Source organism: Marinobacter manganoxydans MnI7-9, assembly GCF_000235625.1.
Lineage (GTDB): Bacteria > Pseudomonadota > Gammaproteobacteria > Pseudomonadales > Oleiphilaceae > Marinobacter > Marinobacter manganoxydans.
This window is the reverse complement of the sequence record NZ_AGTR01000084.1, coordinates 127,856-152,921: the sequence shown is the minus strand read 5'-3', so window position 1 is coordinate 152,921 and position 25,066 is coordinate 127,856. Positions and strand designations below refer to the sequence as shown.

Genomic DNA, 25,066 nt, shown 5'->3' with positions numbered 1-25,066 from the left:
AATGGCAACTCCGTTGACGAAACAGGTGCCAAGTTTACTTGGTTGAGTACAGGGCGGAAAGGTGGACCTTTCATTCTTGGCCGGTGCGGTAATGTGGTACATTCCCGATTGATCTTCCAATAACCCAGTTGATGCATCGAATGGTGATCGCAATGACTCAGTGGATACCGGGCTGGACGACCCGCCGGCCGGAAAACGGCGATCTGATCCTTGCGCTGTCGGGATCGGGTGTGGTCAAGCCCGATAACGGCTGGCTGCACAGCGGCGACAGCAGCCTTTTCCGGGGCGAATTGTCCGATTCCGTATCTCTGGGCAGTTACAATGGGCGCGCTGTATTCGTGACCGAACTGCCGGACACCGACGTCGGTAATCAGGAGGTTGTACCGCTGCGGGATGCGCTTTTGATGGTTAGCGATGCGCCGGCGGATATGCTCAGTACCGGCTTTCAGGTCTGGCAATGGTGGCGCGACCACCGATTCTGTGGCCGCTGCGGCGAGGAAACCGGTTTCCATCCGCGTGAGCGGGCCAAGTGGTGCGAACCCTGTGGCATTCCCTGGTACCCGAGGCTGGCGCCCTGCGTGATTGTCGTCATACGCCGGGATGATCGGCTTCTGCTCGCGAAGTCCTCGCGGGTCAAACGGCACTTCTACAGCCTCATCGCGGGGTTTGTTGAACCGGGCGAGAGTCTGGAAGGCGCTGTGCACCGTGAAGTGAAAGAGGAGACCGGGCTGGACGTCACCAACATCCGCTACCACGCCTCGCAACCCTGGCCATTCCCCCATCAGCTCATGGTCGGCTTCTTCGCCGATTACGCCGGAGGCGAGCTGGTTCTCCAGGAGGACGAGCTTGCCGATGCCGACTGGTTCCTGCCGGGCGATACGCCACCGGTACCACCGGAAACCACCATTTCTGGCCGATTGATCCGGGCCATGGAACACGAGATTTCCCGGGGAGGCATTCCGGTTTGAGCAGGCAGTCACCTCCAAGGGTTCTGGTGTTTGACTCCGGTGTCGGTGGTCTGAGCGTTGCGGCCTGCATTCACCGGCAACTGCCGGGACTGGAGATCGTCTATCTGGCAGACAACGCAGGCTTTCCCTATGGCGACAAATCCGAGGCGGTTGTGATCGACCGTTGTTGCGGTCTGATCACCAGAGCGCTTGAGCTCTACCCGTCAGACGCCATCGTGGTGGCCTGCAATACCGCCAGTACCGTGGTCCTGCCGCATTTACGTGCGATGACGGCGGTGCCGGTTGTGGGGGTGGTGCCGGCCATCAAACCGGCGGCAGCAAAGTCCGTGAATCGGCGAATGGGGCTGCTGGCGACACCGGCAACGGTTCGCAGACCTTATCTCGACAGGCTGGTCGAGGAATTCGCTGGCGATTGCAGGATTGAGCGTATTGGCCATCCGGGGCTGGTGCGCTGGGCAGAGGACCTGGTTTCCGGAATCGAGGTTCCGCTTGCCGAGCTGAGCGAAGCCATGAGGCCTTTTAAAGAGGCCGGTGTGGACACCGTGGTGCTTGGTTGCACTCACTATCCACTGTTACTGGAGAGTCTGAGGGCGAGTCTGCCGACGGTTCGTTTCTGGGTGGACTCGGGTGAGGCCATTGCCCGACGGGTAGCCTGGCTGTTGGAACAGACCGGTCGGCTTGATGTTGCTCAAGGCCCAGTTGCCAGCGCAGGGAAACAACCTGTGAGCGCTGCGCTGTTTTCAGGGCCGGCACCAAAGGGCATCGCGCCCTTCATGGCGGGCCTGGGGCTGGAGGCCAAACGGGTGAGCGAACACTGGCCTGGAGAGCCCCTAGGGGCTACAGCAACCGGGTCAGCTTGAACATGGCGAAAAACTCCAGCGCCGGAATCGACCGTTTGTGACAACAGTAGGTCTTGAAGTTGTCTCCCCTAAAGCGCGACTTTGTAAACTCCAAGCCTTTGAAGTTGTATAGAAAATTGCCCTTCTCGTAGAGCCCGTGCAACAGGCGTTTCAACAGCCTGCTCTCCTGATGCTCTGTTGCAGGATCCAGTGACAGGGGTATCAGTCCGAGATCCAGATAAGGCACGCCTTCCGCCTTGAAGACCTCCATCGCATGAGCCATCAGGGTATAGAAAATGCCCTGTCGGAAATCGGCGTTGGCCCGGGAGATATTGGGCACGTAGCTGATAATCTCGTTGTTGCGATAAATCGGGTCAAAATAGATAAACCCTACGGCCTTGTCGTCCTGATAGGCGTAGAAATGCCGTTCGTTTTCGCGATAGTCCATTTCCATGGGACGGATCAGAAAGCGGATTTCATTGCTCTTGCATTTGCGGGTTCGAATCCAGGCCTCGGATATTTCACGGGTGTGATCGTCACTGAAACGCTCTTTCACCGTAATCCCGTTTTTTTCTGCCTGGTTCAAAGCGGTTCGCAGGATCTGTTTTTTCTTCCCGCTGAGTGACCAGCGGCCCAGATCGATGCGGGATTCGCTGCCAAACTGGGTGCCGTAGAGACCAAATCGCAGGTGCAGGAAATCGACGACGGGCTTGGAGACCTGGATGTAACTGGCGTTTGGAAAGCGCTGGTGGAAGCTCTCCAGCAGGTTGCCAAAGTCTTCCGGCGCACAGACGGGATCCGAGAGCACGAAGGTGCCGCCCCATTTGCGCATGTAGGCGATATACCCCATGCCCGGTACATCAAAATATTGCATGCCCGGTTGGAGCGTTGAAAACGATTGGGAATGGGTACCGTACTTCTTCAGGAAGCCGACCCGCTCGGTAAACGTGAATGAGCCGCTCTCAAGTGTGCCAACCCTGTCCAGTGCGAGTATCTGATCCGACATGCTGCTGCTCCCTGATTGTTTTTGTTGGGTGAATCTCTAGCAAAGTGCTCAGGCCTGCTTGCGTCCGAGAATGGACCAGTAGCAGTTCATGTTCAGGAGCTTGAAGTGCTTCTTGTCCGTGACCTGAAGGCCCAGCCGCTGCATGTGCTCGGGGTAGTTGTAGATTTTGTGGAAGGCATTGTTGGCGAACAGCCAGAAAATGAAGACGGCCATGTACCAGTAAAGCTTCTTGAACATTCTGGAAAGCAGGTTGCCAGTGGGGTAGGAAAAGTCACCAACAACGACCCGGGCGTCGGCTTTGCCCAGCCGTATCAGATGTTCGAGGACCCGGACCATCATGTCTTCATCGAACACGTTCAGGAAGAAATTGGCCACGACCATGTCGTACTGCTCGAACTCATCTACTTTCATGATGTCGCTGTGAATGCGTCGGATCGTGAGGTGTGGCGCCTCTTTTTGCTGAGCTTCGGCAAATTTCCGCAGCATGGTTTCGGACAAATCCACCACGGTCACGTCTGCACCCAGCTCGGCCGCCCGAATGGCGTCCCGGCCATGGCCAACTCCGGCAAACAGAATCCTGTCTCCGGGCCGGACGGTTTCCACATCCAGCATGGCGGTTTTGCAGCGGTGAATATTCTTGCCGCTATAGAGATTGCTGAGAAAATCGTAGACGGGACCGATGTATTTGTACTTGTCGCGCATGATGACTGCTGCCTGTTCTTGTTCCTTGGATGCTGTCACCGTTTTTGTCGTTATTGGTCCGAGAATGTCGGACATTCCGGTAATCAGCGCCTATGGATTCGAGCTTAGAGAACAGGGTGGGAGAAATATGTGCAGTAATGCGCATTTCAGGATACACAAAGTAACGTACTGCAATACTTTGCAAACCCTATCGCGCTTTTATATCGGAGTGTCTGACAATCGATAATCGTATATCAGAATGAGGCAGCTTTGGCTCTGGTGGATCCGAGAGTTCTGGAAATCTCGGCGGCGGGCCTGGCAGGGCCGTAGAAGAAACCCTGGACCTGGTGGCAACCCAGGCTCCGCAGATAATCCAGTTGCTCGTCGGTTTCCACGCCCTCTGCAACGATCTCCAGCTTGAGTCCATGGGCCATGGCGACAATGGCGTTTACGATGCATGCACCGTCGTCGCCACTGCGGATGGCTTTCACGAAAGACTGGTCGACTTTGAGGGTGTGAATGGGTAGGCGATGCAGGTAATTCAGTGACGAATAGCCTGTGCCGAAATCGTCGATCGCTATCCGGACACCCAGAGCTGCCAGTTCCCGGAGCTTCTGGGAGATCTGTTCCAGATCGTTCATGATCACGTTTTCAGTGATTTCGATTTCCAGGTTGCCGGCCGGGAAGTTGTGGGCCTTTACCTGCTGCATCAGGGTTTCTACAAACCGCGGATGCTCAACCTCTATGGGGGACAGGTTGACGGCCAACCGGAGGTGGGTGTGGCCCTCCTGGATCCAGCGGCCGACATCCTGGCAGGCCTGGTCGAGAACACGCTCACTGAGCTGGCCTATCAATTTGGTTTCCTCCGCCAGGGGCAGGAAGTCTCTCGGGTAAAGCAGTCCCCGCTCCGGGTGCTGCCAGCGAACCAGGGCCTCAAGACCCACGACCCGGTTGGTTGTTGAGCACACCTGGGGCTGATAGAACACTCGCAACTCGTCCCGTTCAAGGGCCTGACGCAGATCCCGCTCGAGGTTCAGCCTGTTGGCCGTATCGATACTCATGCTGTCGGAATAGAAGCGGTAACCGTCCTTGCCCTTCCCTTTGACGTGGTACATGGCAATGTCGGCGTTCTGGATCAGCTGATCCATGGTCTCGCCGGCCTCGGGGAAGATTGCGATGCCGATACTGACACCTACAAATACTTCGTGATCCCCCAGTTGAAAAGGTGCCCGCAGGGCATCAATCAGCTTCTTGGCGATCTGTCTCGCGTCTTCGTGATTGTGGATGGAGGGCAGGAGCAGGGTAAATTCGTCGCCACCGAACCGGGAAAGGGTGTCGCCCTTGCGCAGGCATTTCTCGAGCCGGTGAGTCACTGCCTGCAACAGCCGATCTCCCATCGCGTGGCCGAGGGTGTCGTTGATGACCTTGAAACGGTCAAGGTCCAGAAACATAACCGCCAGCTTCTGGCCACCACGGTTGGCGTGGGTGATCGCCAGCTCAAGTCGGTCCTTGAAAAGTGCACGGTTCGGCAATCGCGTTAAAAGGTCATGGTAGGCCTGGAAATTGATGAAGGCCTCGGCTTCCTTCCTCTCGGTAACGTCACGAGCGGTCCCATAATAGGTGGCGCCGTTGCCACTGCCGCCTCCTTGCGTGTTACCGGAGTGCGGCCAGGTTTGCGGATCGATGGGAAAAGCGGTTATCTCGAAATGACGGGTTGCTCGCCGGCTGCCACGGGTTTTAAGGCGGACTTCCAGGGTTCGAGGGTTATCTGCAGTGATGTTTGGTCCCTTCAGGGCCAGTGTCCCGCGGGTCACGTCCCGGTCGTCGAGAATGTGGCGGAAATGCTGGCCGCAAAGTTCCGCTGGCTTATATCCGAGCAGGCTTTCTACCTTGCTGTTCACGAAGCAAAAGTGACCGTCCTGATCAAGCATGAACACGATGTCAGGAGAGCTGTTAACGATGTAACGATGCAGCGCCTCGGATTTCTCCAGCCGCATCTGGATATGCTCGTGGGCTTCGAGGAGTGACTTTTTTCCGATCACGCTCTCAACGGTGGCCAGCAGTTCCTCAGGATCAAAGGGTTTACGGATGTAGTCCAGGGCGCCCCGCCGCAGTGCTCGGCTCACAGCACTGAACGAACTTTCGCCGCTGACCACGATCACGCCGCAATCCGGCTGTCCGATGGCAAGGTGTGCCATAACGTCGAAACCTGTGACCTCGGGCATCCGGAGATCCAGCAAGGCCAGGTCGAAGGTTTGCTGGTCGATCAGCTCGCAGGCTTTTCGGCCCCCGTGAGCTTCCGCAACGTCATAACCCCGGCTACGCAGCAGCGAAGCCAGTGTATTGAGCAGGCGGGGTTCGTCATCTGCTACCAGTATCCGTGCCGTTAACCCGTGACTGAAAGGCTGATCAGTATGTTCAGGTGCCATCGGTCTGTGTCCGTTGTTTCTGCGTCAGTCGGTCTCATTCTTTTTGTGGCTGGCCGCTGGAAGCAGAATCCTGAAGGTGGTCCCTTCCTGCCCCGTGCGACAAGCAATGATGCCCTCCATGTCATCAACGAGCTGTTTCACAATGCTCAGGCCCAAACCGCTGTGGCCCTCTCCCTTTGTGGTTTTCACCGGTGAAAACAGGGCGTCCCTGACCTCACCGGGTATTCCTCTGCCTGTGTCCGAGATTTCCAGCTCAACCCAGGTTCGGTGGTTCTGCCACACTGGCGAAGACGTCCGTATTTCAACCGTGCCGCCATCATCCGCCAGGCTTTCCGCCGCATTTCGAACCAGATTGATCACAATCTGCCGAATCCTCGTGGGGCCAGCCGCAACCCGCGTTGGCTCGCTGCAAAGCGATAACCGAAGGCTGCGGCTATCTGAGCTGAACAGACTATCTTCAAGGATACGAGCCAGACTTTCCAGTTCGGCATTGAGCTCAACCCCGTCATCGCCCTGATCCACGGAGTCAGTATGGCTCATTTGCAGTAAAAGATTGCCCGCCCGATCCAGCTCATCCCGGATTACGTCCAGCTCCTGCTGGACACCAGCATCTTCAAGCCTGCCTCGCAGCTGGTAAATATACTGTCGGATTATGGTCAGTGGGTTGCTGACTTCGTGAACCTGTTTACGCAGCCGGTCGCGGGCGATCTCCTGATCCAGGCCCTCTGTACTGGCTTCGGCATCGGTTTGGGCCGGCACCCGGTCTGCCAGTACCGATGCCAACTGAGCCGTGAAGATATCGGCCAGTTCCAGGGTTGTTGGCAGATGCTCGTTGTCTGTGCCCAGGGCGAAGACACCAGGGCAGTCCCCGCCATTGTTAACCGGTACGGCAAGTATGGAGGGCGTATGGAGCAGTGACAGCAACTGTCGGTCGAGTACTGTTGGGGATCGATCACCAAGGCTGACTGGCAGGCCAGAAATAAAGGCTTCCGTAAGGACGCTGCCGCCGGGCTTGGCGGTGACCGCCAGGTCAGGGATGTCGCCAATGGTCCCGGACAGGAGCACAAGGTTTTCGCCTGTGTGCCCAAAGCACAGCGCCGGCAAGCCGGTGATCAGCGTGAGGCTGTTGACCGTCTCGGCGAGAATGTCCTCGGTTTCTCCGGTCAGATCGGCAAGGTTGATCGCCTGGTTTGCCATGGCCTGGCGCAGAATTGTCTGTTTCAGCTGTCGCGAGGCGCTCTCGCCGCAGTAATTCTCATCCAGAGGAATCCCCAGCGATGCAGCCATACCCGAGACTTCGTGGCCGATGCGGCGATTTATCTCCCGGGTCAGTTCCTCGTTCAGCCCGAATACCGTGCCTGCCGCTGCAATGCCGGCGGCATCGGAGAGTGCCAGTCGGGTGGCCAGGCTGATCAGCTTCACCAGATGTCCGGCATCCCGTAGCTCCGACGGTAGTGCCTGCTGGTAGCGCATGGCATCGGCGGCCATTGGCCCCAGCCCCCAGGAGGCAACGAGTTCCGCTGCGATGTCGGACTGATGATCAAGATAGTGTTGCTTCGCCTCGGTGGCTGGCGTTTTAATAGCGATCAGCTCGCCAATGTTGTGAAGCATGCCCAACATGAAGGCTTCGTCAGGCTCCGGATAACGGGTCAGCGTTGCCAGGGCCCGGGCGGTCAACGCGGTGGTCAGCGAGTGTCGCCAGAAATCTCTGAGTTGTTGCCATTCGTCACCGCCCAGCTCGAATAGCAGTTGGCGCAGTGCTGCGGTCAGGACCAGCGTGTGAAAACGTCGGGTGCCAAGTCTCAGGAGTGCCTGGTCGACGGAGCGGATCGGAGTAGAAGGGCCGTACAGGGCGGAGTTGGCCAGTGCCAGGATACGAGCTACCAGTGCGGTATCGGCAGACACAATTTCGCTGATTTTCCGGTAGCTCTCGTCCTGATGGCAAGCCTCGAGCGCCCGCAAGGTGACTTCCGGAAGACTCGGTAGCTGTAGATCAGGCGCAATGTGCATAGGCTTACCTGCCGTGGGGCGAATCAATTCATTAACTGACGAAGCGTTCATTCTTATTGTCGGAAAAGAGCTTAGACAATAATCCGTCGTTAATAAATACTTATTGCTCTTTTTTCAAGCAATATATTATCTGATTCGTGATATGTGTAGAATTTTTACAGGTTAAAATACAGAAAACCGAAAAATCAGGGACCTAGATTGCCGGTGATGAACGCCAGAGAACCTGTCAAGCACAATCCGAACCAACCTCGCACCATCGCCATAACGGGTGGCAAGGGTGGGGTGGGCAAGACCTCGGTCGCCCTGAATCTTGCGCTCACCCTCGCAAGGCAGGATAACCGCGTTCTGTTGCTGGATGGCGACACCGATCTGGCCAACGTCAGCATTATGGTTGGCCTTTATCCGAGAAAAACCCTTGCCAATGTGATGGCCGGAGAGTGTCGTCTTGAGGATATCATCCTGGAGACCGACTACGGCCTGCATATTGTTCCGGGGGCCTCCGGTGTGCAGGAATGCATGGATATGGGGCCAACGGAGAGCCTTCGCATACTCCGGGCACTGTATAACCTGGAAAACCGCTACGATTACGTCATTACCGACACGGCTGCCGGGCTGCAGGCTGCCGGGCTGCATATGATTGCCGCGACAGAGCTGGCCTGCATGGTTGTGACCCCTGACCCCGCGTCCCTGACCGACGCGTTTTCCCTGATCAAGGTTCTCCGGCGCAGGGGCTATAACCGGATTCCGAGCATTCTGGTGAATATGGCCCATGGCGCCAGTCAGGCACGGTCCGTGTTCCAGCGCCTGGACGCCGCTGCCCAGCGCCACCTGGGAATCTCGCTCCACTATATGGGTGGGATCTGGCGCGACGAGACCCTTCGACAGTCGGTTCTCAACCAGAAGCCGGTCGCGCTGCTGCCTGTTTCAGACCCTTCCTGCCGCCAGTTTCATACCCTCGCGGATATGCTTGATGTGCGGCTGTCCCAGTTGCCGAGACGAAAGGCTGGCATTGCAGCCTACTGGCATAAGGTGTCCAAACGAGGATCCGAGAGCCCGCTCAAAACAGTGACCAAGCCGGAGCCCGAAACCGAAAGTGAGGCTCATACCCTGAAAGATCGGTGCCTGCAGGCCGTGGGCGAGATTGAGTCTGTTTTCAATGCCGGGCCGATCGATCCTATGCTGCGTTATGAAGCATTTACCCGTCTTTTTGCACTGCTGGGGAGCACGCTGGACAGTGATGCCGTCGAGATTGTGCAAACCGGTCTCGGGTCGTTCCAGTGGGAGAGTCTCAGCCCCGAGCGAAAGAATCATCTGGCCATTCATCTTCGCGAGCTGGCGGACCAGATTTCACCCCTCGAACGTAAAGCGGAGCCTGCCGAGCCGCCTCAATCCCTGCTCCGCGAGCCGTTTTACGATCGCATCAGCTTCGGTGAGCAGGATCGTCTGGTGCGCGTACTGAAGGAACAGCCTGCAGATATCTCGCTGGATCAGCTCTTGCGATCTCTCTCCGGCAATGACCAAAGCAGCTCCTGATAGGCAGAAAAACCTACCTTCTTTTCCGTCATTTTTTTACACTTTTTGTAGCGTAAGTTTGCTGTGTGTCACCGCTCTGTCACCAAAGTTGTGCAAGGATTGAGCACAAATCTGAATCGTGGCCCGCAATATGCAGCACATCTGTCGAATCTGATTCGCAAACTTTCCTCTGGTTGGCGGGTGTGCGGCGACAACGAATTGAAATGAGAAGGAGTTCTCCCATGGCAACACAGCAGCTGAATCCCGATGCATCATCAAAAGTACTTGAGCGGCTCCGGGGCAAGCACGTTCTGATTACCGGCACCACGGGCTTTCTCGGCAAGGTGGTTCTGGAAAAGCTCATTCGCGCCGTTCCGGACATAGGCGGCATTCATCTGCTGATCCGTGGAAACAAACGTCACCCCGATGCGCGGGATCGTTTTTTTGAGGAGATCGCCACGTCGTCAGTCTTCGATCGTCTGCGCCAGGACGACAACGAGGCTTTCGAAACCTTCATTGAAGATCGTGTGCATTGCGTAACCGGGGAAGTGACCGAGCCTTTGTTTGGTCTGTCCGCTGACCGTTTCCGCAAGCTGGCTGGCGGCATCGATGTGGTTGTCAACTCCGCAGCCAGTGTGAACTTCCGGGAAGAGCTCGATAAAGCGCTTGCCATCAATACCCGTTGCCTCGACAACGTGGCCGAGCTTGCGCGACAGAACAAGTCGCTGGCGGTGCTGCAGGTTTCCACCTGCTATGTAAACGGCATGAATTCCGGACAGATCACGGAGACCGTGATCAAGCCGGCAGGTGAGGCCATACCCCGGAGCACTGAAGGTTACTATGAGATCGAAGAACTTGTCCGGCTGCTGGAGGACAAGATAGCGGACGTGCGTTCCCGCTACTCCGGCAAGGCACTGGAAAAGAAGCTGGTGGACCTTGGCATCCGTGAAGCCAACCATTATGGCTGGAGCGATACCTATACCTTTACCAAGTGGCTGGGTGAGCAACTCCTGCTCAAGGCCCTATCCGGGCGGGCACTGACCATTGTGCGTCCATCCATTATTGAAAGTGCACTCGAGGAACCCGCGCCAGGCTGGATTGAAGGTGTGAAGGTGGCGGATGCCATTATCCTTGCGTATGCCCGCGAGAAGGTCACGCTCTTCCCTGGCAAACGCGCTGGGGTCATCGATGTTATTCCCGTGGATCTGGTGGCCAATGCCATCATCCTGGCGGCGGCTGAAGCCGTTGCTGATTCGCCACGTCACCGGATTTACCAGTGTTGCAGTGGCAGCTCCAACCCGGTTTCTCTCGGGCAGTTTATTGACCACCTCATGGCGGAATCCAAAGCCAACTTCGCCGAATACGATCAGCTCTTCTACCGACAGCCGACCAAACCCTTCATTGCAGTCAACCGCCGGCTGTTCGATGCCGTTGTGGGCGGGGTGCGCATTCCACTGAGCATTACCGGGAAGGTTTTGCGCATGCTGGGCCAGAATCGCGAGTTGAAAGTGCTCCGGAATCTGGACACGACGCGCTCGCTGGCGACCATTTTCGGTTTCTACACCGCGCCAGACTATATCTTCCGGAATGATGATCTGCTGGCCCTGGCATCGAGGATGGGGGAGCTGGACAAGGTGCTGTTTCCGGTAGATGCCCGCCAGATTGACTGGTCGGTCTATCTACGCAAGATCCACCTTGCAGGCCTGAACCGATACGCCCTCAAGGAGCGCAAGGTATACAGCCTGCGTTCTGCCAAGGCCCGAAAAAAGGCAGCGTGAACCCAGGAGCCCGGTCGCAACGACCGGGCTTTTTTATGCGTGGTCGTTTCCTTCCCGGGTTTGCCATCGGCTCCAATCCAACTATTCTTTAGAAAGCTTCTCGTTCGGCGCAATTTACCGTTGTTTTCTTGCGGGTTACCGACCTTTTTGGGCTAAAAGTTCAGGCGGATTAGGACGTTAGTCTAATTCATTGTGTAGTGGCTAGCATGGTGAACTACCACTATCCGTCTAAAGGGCCGGAGAGGCCTCAACGTCTGAATTCCAAAACCGACAATGACAACAGACTCTGACTAAGGGGGAGCACAATGACTGGTAAACAGGTATATCCGGTAAGCCCGGAAGTGGCCAAACAGGCCCTTCTGAACCGGGAACAGTATGAAGAAATGTATCGTCAGTCAGTCGAAGACCCGGATACCTTCTGGGGTGAGCACGGCAAGCGCCTTGAGTGGATCAAGCCTTACACCAAGGTGAAAAACACGACCTACGATTACAACAATCTGTCCATCAAATGGTTCGAAGATGGCCAGTTGAATGCTTCAGCCAACTGCCTGGACCGTCATCTGGAAAAGCGCGGCGACCAGACAGCCATCATCTTTGAAGGCGATGATCCCGCCGATTCACGCAACGTGACCTATCGCGAACTGCACGAGGAAACCAGCAAGTTCGCCAACGTTCTTAAAGGTCTGGGCGTGAAGAAGGGTGATGTTGTTACCATTTACATGCCGATGATTGTTGAGACAGCCGTCGCCATGCTGGCCTGCGCACGTATCGGCGCGATTCACTCCGTGGTGTTCGGCGGTTTTTCTCCGGAAGCGCTTGGTGCCCGGATTGTGAACGGCAAATCCCGCTTCGTAGTTACCGCTGACGAAGGCGTTCGTGGCGGCCGCAAGATTCCGCTGAAGAAGAACGTGGATGCGGCCCTGAAGAATGAAGATGCCGCCAATGTCGAGAAGGTGGTGGTTGTTACCCGGACCGGCAATTCTGAAGTGCCCTGGAATGACGCCCGCGACGAGCGTTACGAAGACCTGATGAAGTCCGCCTCTGCCGACTGCCAGCCAGAGCCGATGAACGCCGAAGACCCGCTGTTCATGCTGTATACCTCGGGTTCCACTGGTGCGCCCAAGGGCGTTCTGCATACCACCGGTGGCTACATGGTCTATGCCTCCATGACCCACGAGTACGTGTTCGATTATCATGAAGGCGACGTGTACTGGTGTACTGCCGATTTCGGCTGGGTCACAGGCCACAGCTATATCCTGTACGGCCCGCTGGCTAACGGTGCCATCACCGTTCTGTTCGAGGGTGTGCCCAACTATCCGGACAGCTCTCGTATGGGGCAGGTTGTCGACAAGCACAAGGTTAACATCCTGTACACCGCTCCGACCGCAATTCGCGCCCTGATGGCGGAAGGCGAGTCCTGCATGAACGGCACTACCCGTGAAAGCCTGAAACTGCTGGGCTCCGTGGGCGAGCCGATCAACCCCGAAGCCTGGGAGTGGTACCACCGGGTTATCGGCAACAGCAAGTGCCCCATCGTGGATACCTGGTGGCAGACTGAAACCGGTGGCATCCTGATTTCCCCGCTGCCGGGCGCGGTTGATCTGAAACCCGGCTCAGCCACGGTACCGTTCTTCGGTGTTCAGCCGGCACTGGTAGACAATGACTGCAACATCCTTGAGGGCAAGACCGAGGGTAACCTCGTCATCCTGGACAGCTGGCCGGGCCAGATGCGGACGATCTATGGGGATCACGAGCGTTTCGCTCAGACCTATTTCAGCACTTACAAGGGCATGTACTTTACCGGTGACGGCGCCCGTCGCGATGAAGACGGGTACTACTGGATCACAGGTCGTGTCGACGATGTTCTGAACGTGTCAGGTCACCGTCTGGGTACCGCCGAAGTCGAAAGCGCCCTGGTTTCCCACGAGAAGGTCGCAGAAGCTGCCGTTGTTGGCTATCCGCATGACATCAAGGGTCAGGGCATCTATGTCTATGTAACACTGGTACATGGACAGGAACCTTCTGACGAGTTGAAGAAAGAGCTTGTCCAGTGGGTGCGCAAGGAGATTGGCCCCATCGCCTCTCCAGATGTGATCCAGTGGGCACCTGGACTGCCTAAAACGCGTTCTGGCAAGATTATGCGGCGTATTTTGCGTAAGATTGCCGCTAACGAGCACGACCAGTTGGGTGATACCTCTACGCTGGCAGATCCGGGTGTAGTCGATGACCTGATCAGCGGTCGTGCGAACCAGTAACGCCTGTGTGTTACCAGGCCATGTACCTGTAAGGAATCTGTTGAATGGCACAAACAATTATCGTCGCTGATGATCACCCGCTGTTTCGCGCAGCATTGAAGCAGGCGGTCAGTCAGGCGGTGCCCGATGCCGAGACGGTGGAAGTCGACAGCATCAAGGCACTGCAGGCGGCGGTAGAGTCGCACCCGGATGCGGATCTGGTTCTGCTGGATCTCAATATGCCGGGTGCCCACGGCTTCTCGGGGCTCGTCTTCATGCGAGGCCAGTACCCGGGGCTGCCGGTGGTGGTTGTGTCAGGATCCGAGGAATTGCAGGTAATGCGTCGCTCGATTGACTACGGTGCTTCCGGTTTCATACCGAAGTCGGCGCCGCTGCCAACCATTACCGAGGCGATTCAGGCGGTTTTGGAAGGCGACGTCTGGTTGCCGCAGGGAGTGGCCGACAAGATCGAGCGAATGCATTCAGATGCCACCGACTTTTCCGAGAAGCTGGCATCGCTGACGCCTCAACAGTTCCGGGTGCTGGGTATGCTGGCCGAGGGGCTTCTGAACAAACAGATCGCCTATGATCTGGATGTGTCGGAAGCCACCATCAAGGCCCATATCACGGCGGTGTTCCGGAAGCTTGGGGTGCGGAACCGCACTCAGGCGGTGATTGCGATCCAGCAGATGGAGATTGATCCATCGGATCAGTCCTTGTCTGGTAGCTGATTGGTTTTGATGGTTCGAATATAAAACGGGAGCCTTTTGGCTCCCGTTTTGTTTTTGGATGAGTGCCGGGCACGGTTATTTGCTGCCAGCGTAACCCAATTCCTTGTCGACCAAATTGAACAGCTCGTCACCCTTGTGCCAGCGGTCGAAGTTCTCCAGGAACTGATCCGTCAGTGCACGTTTCCAGCCGATGAAGTCGCCGGCCATATGGGCGGTCATGGTGACATTCTCCATGTCCCAGAGCGGATGATCTTCCGCCAGCGGTTCCTCTTCGAAGACATCGAGTCCTGCGCCGGCAATTTCGCCATTTTCGAGGGCCGTGATCAGGTCATCGGTTTTGACGATCGGGCCACGTCCAATGTTGATCAGACGGGCGGAATTTTTCATGGCCTTGAAGGCTTTTTCGTCAAACAGGCCTTCGGTCTGGGGTGTTAGTGGCGCCGCAATCACTACAAAGTCCGCATGCCCGAGCTGCTCGTAAAGATCGTCATTTCCGTGTACCGCCACAAAATCGGGGTCCTCCTTCCTGGGCTTGCGGGCGATGCCGTGTGCTTTTAAACCGGCAGCGCCGACCAGGCGGCCGATCTGCCGGCCGATCGAACCTGCGCCAACAACCAGAACCTGCTTGCCCTCTGCCCGCTCTGTGTCCCGATGTTTCCACTGGTGCTTCATCTGCAGCCGGATGGAATTCGGGAAATCCTTGGCGAACATGAGGATGGTGCAGAGCACGTACTCGGCAATGGTGCGGTCGAAAATGCCCCGGGCGTTGGTGACGGTTACATCGCCCCTGATCAGATCCGGGAACATCAGGGCATCGACGCCGGCACTGGTGGCGTGGATCCATTGGAGCTTGTCTGCGGTGTGCCAGGCGGCCGCGAGGGCCTCCGTGCGAAAGTCCGTCACCATCATGATATCGGTGCCCGGCAGGGTGTCGCGAAGGGTTGGCTCGTCACAGGCAAAGCGCACATCGGCGCGGGCCCTGACTGCGTCCATTCCCGGCGGTTCCTGCTCTCCCGGCGCGGTGAGAACGGTAACAACAGGTTTGCTGTGCTGAGTCATTGAGCCTCCGCCTTTTTGATGAATGACTTCGTTGAACTGGTCGTTGCCCCGAGGGGTAATAACAGTCTGGTCGGCAGGCTCTGTCGGGTCAACTTGCGAGGCATCGGAATTTCCACTCACAGCGTTGATGGCGGTACTTTCACGTACATCATCTATATGATTTTTTGTCTTGTAGAGGCCATCCATACTGACTAACCTGCAGGGGTAGATCTTATTTGCCCCGTTTGCAGGAGGTGTTTATGGCAGAAGCCGCCAACAAAGAAACTGGTCAGGAAAAACCGCGTAGAGTGAAGTACCGGAAAACCAAGGCCAGTTGGAACCCTGCCATGCAGGCGATCCCGGTGCCGGGTATCCGTCGCATGGTGAATATGGCGGCCACCATGAAGGATGTTATTCATCTTTCCATCGGTCAGCCTGATCTGCCGACCCCAAAGCACGTCATCGATGCCTACATCGATGCGCTCAACGCGGGGCAGACCGGCTATACCATGGATGCCGGCCTGCCTGAATTGCTGGTTGCCCTGCGCGACTACTACGGCAAGCGCTACAACCGGAAACTGACCCGGGACAATATCCTGATCACCAGTGGCGCTACAGAAGCCATGTACCTGGCTATTTCAGCCACCTCTGCGCCCGGGCGGCAGTTTATCGTGACGGACCCGTCGTTTTTGCTTTATGCGCCCCTGATTCGCATGAACGGTGGTGAAGTAAAGTTTGTGCAGACCCGGGCAGAGAATAACCACCAGTTGGATCCGGATGAGGTCATCAAGGCCATGGGGCCCAGGACTTATGCGCTGATCCTGAACAACCCCAACAACCCGACCGGAGCGGTTTACCCGCGTAGCACCGTGGAGACCATCCTGGAGGAATGTGCCTATCGGGGAATTCAGGTGTATGCCGATGAAGTCTACGACCACCTGATCTTTGATGACGAAGACTTCGCCAGCGTGCTGAACTGCTCGATGGATCTGGACAACATCATGTGCATCAGCAGTTTTTCAAAAACCTACAGCATGGCGGGTCTGCGGGTTGGCTGGGTGATTGCCAGTCAGGCGGCCATCAAGTCTCTGCGTCGCTTCCACATGTTCACCACCTCCGTGGCTAACACGCCGTCCCAGTTTGCCGGCGTCGCAGCACTGACCGGTGACCAGCAGTGCGTTCGCGATATGGTAGATATCTACCGTGAGCGCCGGGACAAGGTGGTCGAGCTGGTCGATCAGACCCCCTACATGACCGGTTACAAGCCTGGCGGTGCCTTCTTTGCTTTCCCTGACCTTCCACCTCATGTCGATGGCTCTGATCTGGCCTTGCGAATGCTGAAGGAAACCGGCGTCTGCATGGTGCCCGGTGACGCCTTTGGCGAGGGATGCACCAACGCCGTTCGGATCAGTTTCTCCACGACCTGCGAGAAGCTGGAAGAGGCGTTCGATCGCGTCATCCCCTGGATGGCCAAGCAACAGTTCTGAGGTGATGCCATGTCCGCCCTGGATTCGGTACTGATTCAGTGCCCGTACTGCTGGGAGACGCTGGATGTCAGCGTCGACCCGTCGGTACCGGAACAGGAGTATGTCGAGGATTGCCAGGTCTGCTGCAGACCCATCTTGATACACGTGGTTTTTGACGACACTCTTACGCCTCATGTCGAGGCCCGGGCCGAAAATGAATAGAACGCCGATTTACGCCCTCCGTGCGCTTCTGGCCCTGCTGCTGGTGCTCGCCAGCGGTTGCGCCAGTCTGTCGCCCTATTCCATCTCCGAAGGCGAGCTGGAACGGCACCTTCAGGATGTGGTTCGCGACTTCGACCGAAACCAGCTGAGTAGTGGTTCGCCATTGAGCCTGAGTCTCGACGACGCCGACATTACCCTTGGACCAGATGGTCGCGATGTGGCGGTGATCGATGTGAGAGGTCAGGTAGCGCTGAATGCGCTGATGGCGAAGCTGCCCGTGGACATTGCCTTGAAGGTCGAAGGGGCGCCGGTTTACGACAGCACTGAGAAAGCCATCTTCATACGGCGGTTGCAGCTTCTTGAAAGCAGTATTGACTCTCCGTTCTTCAAAGGGGATTTGAAGCCTGTAACCGATACGGTCATGCGGTTGGTTGCCCAGATGCTGGAGACCATGCCGGTGTACCGATTGGACGAAACCGACTTCGCCCAGCGTATGTTCGGTATGATGCCGGTAGATGTGCGGGTAGCGCCTGGCCGGCTCGAATTTGTCATGGCCGACCAGTAACCCTGATTTATCGGGACAGCCGCTCGCAGATCGCAGAGCCGATCTCGTGGGTGCCTCGTCGGCTGCCCGAGTTTTCGGCAAGGTCTGCAGCCACTGCATCGAACAGCTCCTTGCCTGCTGCGGCAATGGCAGGGTCCTTGCGGCCCAGCCACTCGAGCATGCGGGCGGCGGTAAAGAGCATGGCGGTGGGGTCAGCCAGGCCCTGGCCGGCAATATCCGGCGCGCTGCCATGGGTAGGTTCGAACATAGACGGCATATCCGGATCCGTCGGGTTCAGGTTGCAGGAGGGTGCCACGCCCATGCCACCTGACAGAACCGCAGCTAGGTCGGTAAGAATGTCCCCCTGGAGGTTGCTCGCGACGACCACGTCAAAGGCCCAGGGGCTTTGCACGAACTTCATGCAGGCCGCGTCCACCAGCTCATGATGCGTGGCCACGTCCGGGTATTCCTTGCTTATCTCGTCGAACGCTTCGGTGTACATGTCGCCCCAGTAGCGCAAGGCATTGCGCTTGGTGACCAGGCACACCTGGCTTTCACAAGTTCTGCCATCCAGGGTTCGGAATGTCCGTGTTCGGCCCTCCGAAACCCGGTCCGCGGCGCGGTTTCGGGCCTGTTCAAACCCATAGCGGATGATCCGGTCGGTTGCCTTGCGTGTGAACACCTCCATCTGGGTGGCCACTTCATCCGGCGTGCCCTTGCGCAGACGTCCACCCTGGCTGACGTACTCACCCTCGGAGTTTTCCCGAATCACCAGCATGTCGATGTCCTTGGCGCGCTCATCGGCCAGGTACTGGCGGGCACCGGGCAGAAGCCGGGCCGGACGTTCGCAGACCCACTGGTCGAACCCTTTGCGCATGTCCAGCAGTGGCGCCAGTGAGATGCTGTCTGGAAGCAGGTATCGGTCCGGATCGTCCATAGGGCCCGGATCGCCAAGGGCACCCAGAAGGATGGCATCGTACTTCTGTAACTGCGCCAGGGCATCCGCGGGCATGGATTCGCCATGCTCCTCGTGCCAGGCGTGGGATGGCCAGGGGAATCGAGTCCACTCAAGGTCCAGGCCGTGTTTGGCGCGCAGGGTCTCGAGGCAGCGCACAGCCTCGGCAACCACTTCAGGACCTATGCCGTCGCCCGGGGTTACAGCGATGCGGGTAGTTTGGGCCATTAGGGAAACTCCTTTTGTGGACAGACACGTATAAACGACAAACCCCAGTTTAGTCATGTAGGCAGGGGATGCCACCGTTTGACACGCTTTAACCAGAAAGTGGTTTTACCGGGGAGGGGATCGCGGCTATATTGGGTGAAAAATACGCCATATAAACATAGCAAAACCGCCAGAAGTGAATTCAGGAGTTGAAGTGAACCAACCCGCCGTACTGTTTGACGAGTCTCGTTGCGAGCAATGTGCATGTGGAGAGGGGTTGGATTTTTCCTTTACCTTCGCGTTCCAGCCCATTGTTGACGTTCTCAACAAATCTGTTTACGCCTACGAGGCGCTGGTGCGAGGCACCGAGGGTCAGGGGGCGATGAGTGTCCTCTCGAAGGTAACCGAGCAGAATCGCTACGCCTTCGATCAGGTTTGTCGGGTCAAGGCGGTCAAGCTTGCCGCCAGGCTGAACATGGAGCCGATGCTCAGCATTAATTTTATGCCCAACGCGGTGTACCGGGCCGAGTACTGTATTCGCACGACCCTGGCGGCTGCCAAGACCTACAATTTTGATACCCGGAAAATCATTTTCGAGCTTACTGAGGACGAACAGCTGACCTCCACATCTGTCGACCACCTCGTGTCGATTATCGAGGCTTATCAGGAGATGGGTTTCAGCACAGCCATTGATGATTTCGGGGCCGGTTTCTCACGGTACAATGTCATGATGGCCAGTCCGCCCGATCTGTTGAAGCTGGATATGGCATTGATCCGTGATATTGATCGGCAGCCGAACAAGCAGGCCGTTGTTGCAGGCATCATTACCATGATGACTCAGCTTGGCGGCCAGATCATTGCTGAGGGCGTCGAAACCAAGGAAGAATACTTCTGGTTGCGCTCCCAGGGGATCAATCTCTACCAGGGCTATCTATTCGCCAAACCGGGGTTCGAGTGCCTCCCGGAGCCCGTGTTTCCGGCCTGACGGGCCTCTAAACTGACAGGAACGACACCTTGCTATACCGAATGATCACCCTTGTCGGCGGACTGGTTTTTGTCATCATCCTGTTCGCCCTGATCTGGTTTTTCTGCAAGAAATTTCTCGAGCACCACGGTGTCACCGACCAGGTCAAAGACCGGGCCATGGTTCTGGCCACCTGGACCTTTGCTGGTATCAGCGTCGGACTGGTATTCGCGGTGGTTGGTGCATTTGTCCTGGGCCCCTGGGCTTTCTACCGAACCCTGAGGGGCCACGATATGGAGATATCCGATGGTGCCGCCGTCTGGTGGGGCCTCGGCATCGTAATGGCGTCCCTGGGGATCACGGCTATCGGATTCTTCGGTTTCCTGATGGTGGTTGGCGCCTACTGAGGCTCAACTGATTGCCTTCAACTGCTCCCGGAACCAGATCAGCGCCGGCTCCCGCTCGTAAGCCTTGTGCCAATACAGGTGCACGTCGATAGACGGCAGGTCCGCCGGCGGATCCATAATCCGGATGTTGGCCCGCTCGGCGATAATTCTGGCGTAGGCTTCCGGCATGGTCAGCAGCAGATCGGTCTCTTCCACCACTCTGCAGGCGGCATAGTAGTGCTGACACCTCAAGCGGATACTCCGTTGTACCCCCAGTCGCGATAGTTCAAAGTCCTCGATCCCGGGTCCTTCGGTCCGCGAGGATACCAGCACGTGTTTTGCGGACAGGTACCCCTCCATATCCAGCGACTCTGTTGCCAGCGGGTGCCCCTCCCGGGCCAGAACCACCAGGCGGTCGCGCCTCAGCAGTTCGTGGGACGTCTGGTTACTCACGGGCAACAGCACATCCACGGCAAAATCCAGTTTGCCGGCCGCCAGTTGCGTCTCCATGTCGCGCCTCGCGATCCTCTGGCTGACAATTTCCAGTTCCGGATAGGCGTCCAGGCGCGCCATCAGGCGGGGCAGGAAGGTCGATTCCAGAATGTCACGTAGCCCGAGCGAATAGGTTTTACGCTGGGTGGCCGGATCAAAGGCATGAAACTGGTTTACCGCGCCCTGGATCTGGGTGAGGCCCGGCCGCATGGACTCAAGGAACCGCCGGGCCAGTGGTGTTGGCACCATCTGGTTGCCCTGACGGGTAAACAGGGGGTCGTCAAAATGGTCCCTTAGCCTCGACAGGGAATGACTGACAGCCGGCTGAGTGAGATGCAGTGACCTGGCTGCACGAGTCAGGCTTCCCTCCCGGTAGATGGTGTCGAAGACGTGCAGCAGGTTCAGGTCCAGGCGGTTGAGGGCCATGAGCGGGTCCGTTCTTTGGAAATTTGGAATAAGTTTGGTTAATAATAAACGATAAGAATAATTCAGTCGCGTAATAGTTAAGTCATCCCTAGACTGGTCTCAACGTGATGATTCCGTGCACGCTACCGTGCAACCGTTAGCGAGGAGACGGCGATGGATTTCAATATTTCCGAGAAAGGCCAGGATTATCTCAACCGCGTGAAGCAGTTCATGAAGGATGAGATTTTTCCCATCGAAGAGCAGTACCACAAGGAGCTTGCCTCACTGGATAACCGCTGGGTTGTGCTGCCGATCATCCGGGAGCTAAAGGAAAAAGCCAAAACCCAGGGCCTCTGGAACATGTTTTTCCCGGACGAAAAATACGGCTGTGGCCTGTTGAACTCCGACTACGCCCTGATTGCCGAGGAAACCGGCCGCAGCTTCATTGCCCCGGAGATTTTCAACTGCAACGCGCCAGATACCGGCAATATGGAAGTATTGATCCACTATGGCTCTGAAGAGCAAAAAGCCGAGTGGTTACCGCGTCTGCTGAGCGGCGAGATCCGCTCCGCCTTCTGTATGACTGAGCCGGCGGTTGCCTCTTCCGATGCCACCAATATGGAGGCAACGGCCGTTGTTGAAGGCGACGAAGTGGTTCTGAACGGTCGCAAGTGGTGGAGCACCGGTATCGGGCATCCCGACTGTAAGGTTGCCATCTTCATGGGTCTGACGGATCCGGATGCGCACAAGCATCGCCGTCATTCCATGGTGCTGGTGCCTCTGGACACGCCTGGCGTCAAGATCGAGCGTATGCTGCCGGTATTCGGTGAATATGATGAGCCCTATGGCCATGGCGAGGTGCTTTTTGACAACGTCCGTTTGCCGAAGAGCGCATTCATTGCCGGCCCGGGCCGCGGATTCGAGATTGCCCAGGGCCGTCTTGGGCCGGGCCGAGTGCACCACTGTATGCGGGCAATCGGTGCGGCAGAGCGCACGCTGGAGATTCTGATCAAGCGGGCAACGACTCGTGAGGCCTTCGGGCGTCCGATCGCCAAGCTGGGCGGCAATCCGGATATCATTGCCAATGCCCGCATGGCCATTGAGCAGGCCCGTCTGCTCACGCTGAAATGCGCCTGGGCACTGGATACCAAGGGCATCATGGGGGCGCTTCAAGAGGTCTCCATGATCAAGGCGGTGATTCCATCCATGCTGCAAACCATTGTGGATCAGGCCATTCAGATTCACGGTGGTGCCGGAGTCAGTGATGACGATTTCCCGCTGACACAGCTGTTTGCCTATGCCCGTGTTTTACGCCTGGCGGATGGCCCGGATGAGGTGCATCGGGCTATGGTGGCCCGTCTTGAGCTGCGTAAATATAAAAATTGAGAATCTGAATCGGGAGTCTGGATTCGGCGGAAGGGTGTTTCTGAAACACGCTCCTTGCGGCACGTCCCTGTGACGCTTGGGCTCCGCCATCCATGGCTCCGCACAGTTTCAGAAACACCCTTCCGCCGAATCCGTCGTACTTCGGAGTTGGTTTCAGTTTTTAGCAAGATAACAGCGGGGAAGCATTGATGACTCAGAGAGTATTCATAACCGGAGGCGCCAGCGGACTTGGCCGCGCCATAGCACTGCGTTATGCCAAAGAAGGCGCCAAAGTCTGCATCGGCGACATTAACCCGGAGCAGGGTGTTGGCGTCGAGAAAGAGATTAATGCGGCCGGAGGCGAAGGTTATTTCGTCGAGTGCGATGTTCGACGCCTGACCGATTTCGAAAAGGTCCGCGATGATCTCGTGAAGAAATGGGGTGGCGTTGACGTGGTGGTGAACAACGCTGGCGTTGCCTCTGCCGGTTCCATTGAAGATACCACAATGGCGGATTGGGAGTGGATTCTCGATATCAATGTGCTGGGTGTGGTTCGCGGCTGTAAGGCGTTCACGCCGCAGTTCAAGCAGCAGGGCTCCGGGGCATTTGTGAATGTGGCCTCCATGGCCGGGCTGATGCTGGCGCCGTTAATGGATAGCTACAATGTGACCAAGGCCGGGGTGATTGCCCTGTCTGAAACCTTGAGCCAGGAGCTTCGGGATGCCGGTATTCATGTGAGCTGTGTATGCCCGGCGTTTTTCCAGACCAATCTGACCAGCAGCATGCGTTCAGATATCCCCGGAATTCAGCAGAACGTGAACAAGCTGATGAAGCGCTCCACGGTAACCGCCGAGGACGTGGCCGAGGATATTTTCCGGTCGGTCAACAACAAGAGCTTCTGGGTACTGCCCCACGCCAAGGAGCGCCGCATGTGGATGCTCAAACGCCATGCGCCCAAGGCTTTCGACTGGCTGATGCATCAGGAAAGCAAGCGCTGGATGAGCAAGATGGGTGGCAGCAAGGCCTGAATGCGCGGTTTTTTTACTGTTTTAAACTGAAGATTCAAAAGGAGAGTCCTGAATGACCCAGATCGACGAGGCCGTGGACATCCGGGAAGGCGAGGAGCTGGACACTGGCGCCGTAGACCGGTTCATGAAAGAGGCGATCCCGGATCTGCAAGGCGAGCCAGAGATTCGTCAATACCCGGGTGGCGCCTCAAACCTGACCTATCAGGTGGATTACGGCGACCGGTCCTACGTCTTGCGCCGGCCGCCGTTTGGCAAGATTGCCAAGTCTGCCCACGACATGCTGCGTGAGGCGAAGGTCATGCGGGCGCTCAAACCGGTTTATCCCTACGTACCCAACATCATTGCCATTTGCGATGATCACGACGTGCTGGGTTGCGATTTCTACGTGATGGAACGGTTGAAGGGCATTATCCTGCGCCAGGACTTTCCCAAGGATTTCGAGCTCAGTGAAGCCGATACCCGTAAGCTTTGCCTGAACGTGATCGACAAACTGGTGGATCTTCACCGTGTGGATGCCAAGGCAGCAGGCCTGGACAAGCTGGGCAAGGGCGAGGGCTACGTTCAGCGCCAGATTGGCGGTTGGAGCGACCGTTTCCGCAAGGCCCGCACCGACGATGTGGGTGACTTTGAGCAGGTAATGAGCTGGCTCAATGACAAGATGCCCGACGACATTGCCCAGGTGGTGATCCACAATGATTTCCGCTTCGACAACGTGGTGCTGAACCCGGACAACCCGTTCGAGGTTATTGGCGTACTGGACTGGGAGATGGCCACCATCGGTGATCCGCTGATGGATCTTGGAAACAGCCTGGCCTACTGGATTGAGGCGGACGACGAAGGCCCGTTCCAGATGCTGCGCCGCCAACCGACCCATCGCCCGGGCATGCTTACCCGCAAGGAAGTGGTGGCATATTACATGGAGCAGTCCGGCTTCAAGGTCGACAACTTCGACTTCTATGAGATCTACGGCCTGTTCCGGCTGGCAGTGATCATCCAGCAGATCTATTACCGTTTCTACCATGGCCAGACCAAGGACAAGCGTTTCGCCGCCTTTGGCCATGCCGCTAATTATCTCGAAAAGCGCTGCCAGCGGTTGATTGCGGAGAGCTCCCTGTAATGGCGACGATTTATCTGGTTCGTCACGGCCAGGCCAGTTTCGGGAAAGAAAACTACGATCAACTGTCTCCCATGGGCTGGGAGCAGGGTAGGGTGCTTGGCCGCTGGCTGGCGGGCAAAGTGGAACCGGCAGCGGTTTTCGGAGGCGATCTGGAACGCCACCGGGAAACCGTTGAAGCCATCGCCACCGGGTACGGATCCAAACTGCCCGATATGCAGGTGGTTCCCGGCTTCAACGAGTTTGATCACACCACTGTGGTGGCCCGGTACCGCCCGGAGTGGAGTGACCGCGCGGTGATGGCGCGGGACCTCAAGGCGTTTCCCAAACCGGCCAAAGCGTTCCAGGAGGCCTTTGTGCACGCGGTGCATCGCTGGGCCTCGGGCGAGTTTGACCACGAGTACGAGGAAAGCTGGCCGGACTTCAAGGCCCGCGTTATGGCGGCCTTCGAGGAAATGATTGACTACGCCGATGGCGGCGATGTGCTGGTGGCGACCTCCGGCGGGCCGATTTCCGTGATCGCCCAGCACCTGCTCGGTCTTGATGACGCCCGGGCACTCGGTCTGAACGAGGTGATCGCCAACACCAGTGTGTCGCGGGTCCTTTATTCAGGCCCCCGGCGCAGCCTGGCCGTTTTTAATAACTACAGCCACCTGGAAGCGGATGATCCCGCCCTGGTGACATTCCGATAG

At 57.2% G+C, this 25,066-nt stretch carries 22 protein-coding genes; 15 read left to right on the top strand and 7 right to left on the bottom strand.

The annotated features are described in order from the left end of the window. Positions 1-152 precede the first annotated feature (152 nt). Both nudC and murI read left to right on the top strand, forming a co-directional pair. On the top strand, positions 153-968 hold the full coding sequence (nudC, locus tag KYE_RS17630; RefSeq protein ID WP_008176143.1) for an NAD(+) diphosphatase: 816 nt from the start codon (positions 153-155) through the stop codon (positions 966-968). Then, complete coding sequence (gene murI / locus KYE_RS17625; RefSeq protein ID WP_008176140.1) at positions 965-1,828, top strand: glutamate racemase; 864 nt, start codon at positions 965-967, stop codon at positions 1,826-1,828. Before nudC ends, murI begins: the two co-directional genes overlap by 4 nt. On the opposite strand, the gene KYE_RS17620 is transcribed toward murI, so the two are convergent. From KYE_RS17620 to KYE_RS17605, 4 genes are all read right to left on the bottom strand, one after another. Next, the gene (locus KYE_RS17620) at positions 1,806-2,813 is read right to left on the bottom strand and encodes a DUF2156 domain-containing protein (protein WP_008176138.1); all 1,008 of its coding nucleotides are present in this window, start codon (positions 2,811-2,813) and stop codon (positions 1,806-1,808) included. The two genes, murI and KYE_RS17620, sit on opposite strands and share 23 nt — an antisense overlap. Positions 2,814-2,861: 48 nt before the next feature. Continuing rightward, on the bottom strand, positions 2,862-3,515 hold the full coding sequence (locus KYE_RS17615; RefSeq protein WP_008176135.1) for a class I SAM-dependent methyltransferase: 654 nt from the start codon (positions 3,513-3,515) through the stop codon (positions 2,862-2,864). A 233-nt stretch (positions 3,516-3,748) separates the two neighbouring features. Next, positions 3,749-5,923 carry an EAL domain-containing protein gene (locus tag KYE_RS17610; protein WP_008176133.1) on the bottom strand — a complete coding sequence of 725 codons (2,175 nt, stop codon included), beginning with the start codon at positions 5,921-5,923 and terminating at the stop codon, positions 3,749-3,751. Positions 5,924-5,947: 24 nt separating this feature from the next. Next, positions 5,948-7,933 carry an HDOD domain-containing protein gene (locus KYE_RS17605; protein ID WP_008176131.1) on the bottom strand — a complete coding sequence of 662 codons (1,986 nt, stop codon included), beginning with the start codon at positions 7,931-7,933 and terminating at the stop codon, positions 5,948-5,950. Positions 7,934-8,140: 207 nt separating this feature from the next. Between KYE_RS17605 and KYE_RS17600 the strand changes: the two genes are divergently transcribed. The 4 genes from KYE_RS17600 to KYE_RS17585 all read left to right on the top strand — a co-directional run bounded on the left by KYE_RS17600 (position 8,141) and on the right by KYE_RS17585 (position 14,188). Continuing rightward, entirely contained in the window at positions 8,141-9,466 is a 1,326-nt protein-coding gene (locus tag KYE_RS17600; RefSeq protein ID WP_008176129.1) for a MinD/ParA family protein, read from the top strand. A gap of 221 nt (positions 9,467-9,687) precedes the next feature. After that, a complete protein-coding gene (locus tag KYE_RS17595; RefSeq protein WP_008176127.1) occupies positions 9,688-11,223 on the top strand; it encodes a fatty acyl-CoA reductase in 1,536 nt (511 codons plus the stop codon). Positions 11,224-11,528: 305 nt separating this feature from the next. Beyond that, positions 11,529-13,478: an acetate--CoA ligase gene (acs, locus tag KYE_RS17590; RefSeq protein ID WP_008176125.1), complete on the top strand. Its 1,950-nt coding sequence runs from the start codon at positions 11,529-11,531 to the stop codon at positions 13,476-13,478. Positions 13,479-13,522: 44 nt separating this feature from the next. Continuing rightward, positions 13,523-14,188, top strand: a complete 666-nt coding sequence (locus KYE_RS17585; protein ID WP_008176124.1) for a response regulator transcription factor — start codon at positions 13,523-13,525, stop codon at positions 14,186-14,188. 75 nt (positions 14,189-14,263) lie between these two features. Here the strand turns inward: KYE_RS17585 and KYE_RS17580 are convergent, their stop codons facing one another. Continuing rightward, positions 14,264-15,247: a D-2-hydroxyacid dehydrogenase gene (locus KYE_RS17580; protein ID WP_169702130.1), complete on the bottom strand. Its 984-nt coding sequence runs from the start codon at positions 15,245-15,247 to the stop codon at positions 14,264-14,266. A gap of 239 nt (positions 15,248-15,486) precedes the next feature. Between KYE_RS17580 and KYE_RS17575 the strand changes: the two genes are divergently transcribed. Genes KYE_RS17575 through KYE_RS17565 form a run of 3 tightly spaced genes read left to right on the top strand, consistent with a single transcriptional unit; the run spans position 15,487 to position 17,479 of the window. Continuing rightward, positions 15,487-16,713 (top strand): pyridoxal phosphate-dependent aminotransferase, encoded by a 1,227-nt coding sequence (locus KYE_RS17575; protein WP_008176120.1) that lies wholly within the window; start codon positions 15,487-15,489, stop codon positions 16,711-16,713. A gap of 9 nt (positions 16,714-16,722) precedes the next feature. After that, a complete protein-coding gene (locus KYE_RS17570) occupies positions 16,723-16,914 on the top strand; it encodes a CPXCG motif-containing cysteine-rich protein (protein WP_008176119.1) in 192 nt (63 codons plus the stop codon). Further along, complete coding sequence (locus tag KYE_RS17565) at positions 16,907-17,479, top strand: DUF1439 domain-containing protein (RefSeq protein WP_008176117.1); 573 nt, start codon at positions 16,907-16,909, stop codon at positions 17,477-17,479. Before KYE_RS17570 ends, KYE_RS17565 begins: the two co-directional genes overlap by 8 nt. A 7-nt stretch (positions 17,480-17,486) precedes the next feature. Here KYE_RS17565 and KYE_RS17560 read toward each other — a convergent pair whose 3' ends face one another. Beyond that, complete coding sequence (locus KYE_RS17560; protein WP_008176115.1) at positions 17,487-18,641, bottom strand: isocitrate/isopropylmalate dehydrogenase family protein; 1,155 nt, start codon at positions 18,639-18,641, stop codon at positions 17,487-17,489. Between the two features lie 193 nt (positions 18,642-18,834). Here KYE_RS17560 and KYE_RS17555 point away from each other — a divergent pair, with 193 nt between their 5' ends. Next, entirely contained in the window at positions 18,835-19,605 is a 771-nt protein-coding gene (locus tag KYE_RS17555) for an EAL domain-containing protein (RefSeq protein ID WP_175497333.1), read from the top strand. Positions 19,606-19,634: 29 nt separating this feature from the next. Further along, positions 19,635-19,991, top strand: coding sequence for a hypothetical protein (locus KYE_RS17550; RefSeq protein WP_227497874.1), 357 nt, complete (start codon positions 19,635-19,637; stop codon positions 19,989-19,991). A gap of 3 nt (positions 19,992-19,994) precedes the next feature. Here KYE_RS17550 and KYE_RS17545 read toward each other — a convergent pair whose 3' ends face one another. Beyond that, the gene (locus KYE_RS17545) at positions 19,995-20,888 is read right to left on the bottom strand and encodes a LysR family transcriptional regulator (protein ID WP_008176107.1); all 894 of its coding nucleotides are present in this window, start codon (positions 20,886-20,888) and stop codon (positions 19,995-19,997) included. A gap of 153 nt (positions 20,889-21,041) precedes the next feature. Here KYE_RS17545 and KYE_RS17540 point away from each other — a divergent pair, with 153 nt between their 5' ends. The 4 genes from KYE_RS17540 to KYE_RS17525 all read left to right on the top strand — a co-directional run bounded on the left by KYE_RS17540 (position 21,042) and on the right by KYE_RS17525 (position 25,066). Continuing rightward, on the top strand, positions 21,042-22,253 hold the full coding sequence (locus KYE_RS17540; RefSeq protein ID WP_008176105.1) for an acyl-CoA dehydrogenase family protein: 1,212 nt from the start codon (positions 21,042-21,044) through the stop codon (positions 22,251-22,253). 188 nt (positions 22,254-22,441) lie between these two features. Then, positions 22,442-23,260 (top strand): SDR family oxidoreductase, encoded by an 819-nt coding sequence (locus KYE_RS17535; protein ID WP_008176103.1) that lies wholly within the window; start codon positions 22,442-22,444, stop codon positions 23,258-23,260. A 52-nt stretch (positions 23,261-23,312) separates the two neighbouring features. Beyond that, positions 23,313-24,377 carry a phosphotransferase family protein gene (locus KYE_RS17530; protein ID WP_008176102.1) on the top strand — a complete coding sequence of 355 codons (1,065 nt, stop codon included), beginning with the start codon at positions 23,313-23,315 and terminating at the stop codon, positions 24,375-24,377. Further along, a complete protein-coding gene (locus KYE_RS17525) occupies positions 24,377-25,066 on the top strand; it encodes a histidine phosphatase family protein (protein ID WP_008176099.1) in 690 nt (229 codons plus the stop codon). The genes KYE_RS17530 and KYE_RS17525 overlap by 1 nt, the downstream gene beginning before the upstream one ends.

Bases quoted from the DNA above. Each gene is read 5' to 3' on its own strand.
- nudC (WP_008176143.1), top strand. From the start codon at position 153: ATGACTCAGTGGATACCGGGCTGGACGACCCGCCGGCCGGAAAACGGC.
- KYE_RS17620 (WP_008176138.1), bottom strand. From the start codon at position 2,813: ATGTCGGATCAGATACTCGCACTGGACAGGGTTGGCACACTTGAGAGC.
- KYE_RS17615 (WP_008176135.1), bottom strand. From the start codon at position 3,515: ATGCGCGACAAGTACAAATACATCGGTCCCGTCTACGATTTTCTCAGC.
- KYE_RS17610 (WP_008176133.1), bottom strand. From the start codon at position 5,923: ATGGCACCTGAACATACTGATCAGCCTTTCAGTCACGGGTTAACGGCA.
- KYE_RS17605 (WP_008176131.1), bottom strand. From the start codon at position 7,933: ATGCACATTGCGCCTGATCTACAGCTACCGAGTCTTCCGGAAGTCACC.
- KYE_RS17600 (WP_008176129.1), top strand. From the start codon at position 8,141: ATGAACGCCAGAGAACCTGTCAAGCACAATCCGAACCAACCTCGCACC.
- KYE_RS17595 (WP_008176127.1), top strand. From the start codon at position 9,688: ATGGCAACACAGCAGCTGAATCCCGATGCATCATCAAAAGTACTTGAG.
- acs (WP_008176125.1), top strand. From the start codon at position 11,529: ATGACTGGTAAACAGGTATATCCGGTAAGCCCGGAAGTGGCCAAACAG.
- KYE_RS17585 (WP_008176124.1), top strand. From the start codon at position 13,523: ATGGCACAAACAATTATCGTCGCTGATGATCACCCGCTGTTTCGCGCA.
- KYE_RS17580 (WP_169702130.1), bottom strand. From the start codon at position 15,247: ATGACTCAGCACAGCAAACCTGTTGTTACCGTTCTCACCGCGCCGGGA.
- KYE_RS17575 (WP_008176120.1), top strand. From the start codon at position 15,487: ATGGCAGAAGCCGCCAACAAAGAAACTGGTCAGGAAAAACCGCGTAGA.
- KYE_RS17570 (WP_008176119.1), top strand. From the start codon at position 16,723: ATGTCCGCCCTGGATTCGGTACTGATTCAGTGCCCGTACTGCTGGGAG.
- KYE_RS17565 (WP_008176117.1), top strand. From the start codon at position 16,907: ATGAATAGAACGCCGATTTACGCCCTCCGTGCGCTTCTGGCCCTGCTG.
- KYE_RS17560 (WP_008176115.1), bottom strand. From the start codon at position 18,641: ATGGCCCAAACTACCCGCATCGCTGTAACCCCGGGCGACGGCATAGGT.
- KYE_RS17545 (WP_008176107.1), bottom strand. From the start codon at position 20,888: ATGGCCCTCAACCGCCTGGACCTGAACCTGCTGCACGTCTTCGACACC.
- KYE_RS17540 (WP_008176105.1), top strand. From the start codon at position 21,042: ATGGATTTCAATATTTCCGAGAAAGGCCAGGATTATCTCAACCGCGTG.
- KYE_RS17535 (WP_008176103.1), top strand. From the start codon at position 22,442: ATGACTCAGAGAGTATTCATAACCGGAGGCGCCAGCGGACTTGGCCGC.
- KYE_RS17530 (WP_008176102.1), top strand. From the start codon at position 23,313: ATGACCCAGATCGACGAGGCCGTGGACATCCGGGAAGGCGAGGAGCTG.
- KYE_RS17525 (WP_008176099.1), top strand. From the start codon at position 24,377: ATGGCGACGATTTATCTGGTTCGTCACGGCCAGGCCAGTTTCGGGAAA.